The sequence below is a fragment of the Hungatella sp. genome, from assembly GCF_046966825.1.
This window is the reverse complement of sequence record NZ_JBKVCZ010000280.1, coordinates 1-2250: the sequence shown is the minus strand read 5'-3', so window position 1 is coordinate 2250 and position 2250 is coordinate 1. Positions and strand designations below refer to the sequence as shown.

2 protein-coding genes are annotated in these 2250 nt (G+C 44.5%); one reads left to right on the top strand and one right to left on the bottom strand.

All coding sequences use genetic code 11. The features are described 5' to 3' along the window. Positions 1-452: 452 nt before the first annotated feature. Complete coding sequence (locus ACLTD4_RS33805; RefSeq protein ID WP_009256594.1) at positions 453-1787, top strand: IS110 family transposase; 1335 nt, start codon at positions 453-455, stop codon at positions 1785-1787. A gap of 105 nt (positions 1788-1892) precedes the next feature. Here the strand turns inward: ACLTD4_RS33805 and ACLTD4_RS33800 are convergent. Then, a partial coding sequence (locus ACLTD4_RS33800; RefSeq protein ID WP_412331983.1) for a GNAT family N-acetyltransferase occupies positions 1893-2250 on the bottom strand: 358 nt, incomplete at its 5' end.

Sequence of the window (2250 nt, the reverse complement as noted above, 5' to 3'; positions counted from 1 at the left end):
ATTGCGTTTCTCTGACTCGATCCATTACTTCTTTTATTGCATGGTCATATTTTTCAATTAACATTTATTTCCTCCTAGTATAATAATGGTGTAGTCAAGAACGACTACTAAGTTAAAAGTTACAAAGTCCAATCTAATCAATCTATATAGATATAACGGAAGGAGGAGTTCTCCCTCCATCAGAAGTTATAAGGCAACCTTATTTACCTTGCCTGAGGTTTCCTTCATGCACCAGACAAAAGATAGAGGTATAATCACGGAAGGCAGGATTATGGACGTTTCCTCCTTGGGAACCGGCCTTTTGGCTGGTGAAACCTCTAAAAAAGTCTGTCAGTCCATTCGGTGGTGATTTATGTTTTGGCTGGTTGGGATGCCCCAGGCTATACCTGTATAAGCCGCTAGGTTGTGTATCCACCTTCTGGAATTGGATACCTGCCAGAAAGGATCAAGTTATGCACTATCAAAAAGTTCTCAAGATGCTGGAAAGCATCCCCTATCTCTCTGTAGGGCTTGATGTCGGCGCTGATTTCACCTGGATGTCCATCATGCTCCCAAATGGCCTCCTCACTGGAAAACCCTTTAAGATCATCCACTCCGATCCGCAGTCCCGTGAGCTTGCTGTCACAAAAATAAAGGAAGCACAAGAGACGTATTCTCTCAAAAGCCGCTGCTTCCTTGAGTCCACCGGGATCTATCACATCCCGCTCCTGTGCTTCCTTCGTGATAAGGGGTTTGACTGCTCCGTCATTAATCCTATCATCACTAAGAATAGCACAAATATGAACGTAAGGAAACTGCATAATGACAAATTTGATTCAAAAAAAGCGGCTAGAGTTGGACTGGATGCTTCCCTAAAGACTTCCATCGTTCCGGACGATGAGATCATCGACCTACGGAACCTGGTCCGTGATTACTATTACTTCAAAGACCTACAGTCGGCGGTCGTTCTCAAACTACATGCAGAACTGAAAGTTTCCTTCCCCGCTTACCTACAGGTGTTCAGTAAGATCACCACGCAGACTTCCTTAAACCTTCTATATGCATACCCTCTTGCCAGGGACATGCTTGCCGCTCCAAAGGATGACATCATCAAAACCATCCGGAGCACAGCACGCTTTGGGGAAATGTATGCCCTTGCCAGGTATGACGCCTTATACACTGCCGCGAAAGATTCCGAATTGTTCGGGCGCGCCCTTCCCAGCAATGCCCTCCGGATTAGGCTGTACATAGATTCTTACCGGGAATACCAGGGGCATCTGGACTCCATTCTGCAAGAACTGCACAAGGCTGTAGATAGACTTCAGGGGAATCCTGCATATAACCGCATCCGTCTCCTACAGTCCCTGCGCGGCATCGGCTTTTTAAGCGCTGTTGTCCTAATCGCAGAAATGGGTTCCTTTGACTTATTTCCTTCACCCAAGAAGCTCTATGCTTACTTTGGGTTGGATCCCGGTGTAAATGATTCCGGCAAGCTCAGGGGAGACAGGGTCCACATGTCCAAGCGGGGGTCCGGTCTTGCGCGTCGTATCCTGCATATGATTGCCATAAACAACTTAAAAATGGAGAAAGGGATAAAAACACCTGTAAACCCGGTTATTTATGACTATTACACCCGCAAATGTGCCAGCAAGAAAAAGAGGGTTGCTGTCGGAGCCGTTATGCATAAAATCTGCAACATCATTTTCGCTATGCTGCGGGATAACAAACCTTTTGAGATCATTACACCCGAAGAGCATTGTAAACGCTATGTGACAGAACAGTCTGCCAAAACAGAAACAGCAGCTTAAAGATCCACCACTATGAAATTTTTAAATTCCCATATCCGATGGGTTTATTAAAGTCGCCTTTTTTTACACCAACTGCTCAAAAAAACTTTTTAAACATTTTTCACTTTATTTCTTGACATTTCTTAGCTGGACTTTTTCACATAACCTTTTCGCCATATAAATATCCGGCCTGCCGTAACCGTTCACATCCGGAAGGACTCCTACAATCTGATAGCCGTTCTTTTCGTAAAATTCATATGGATGATTCTTCTTATTTTTAATATTTTTTATTTTCTGAAAGGTATCTATAAAAAGATCTCCTTCGGAAAGGCTTGTTGCTCCGTCTTCATCATCCGATCCCAAATACATGACTATGGCGCCCCGGTTCACCGCCTCTTTTTCTATTTCCTTTATCAGCAGGCTGCCGATTCCCTTCTTCCTTGACCGCTCTTCCACTGCCAGAGGGTGAAGTTCCCAACCGTAT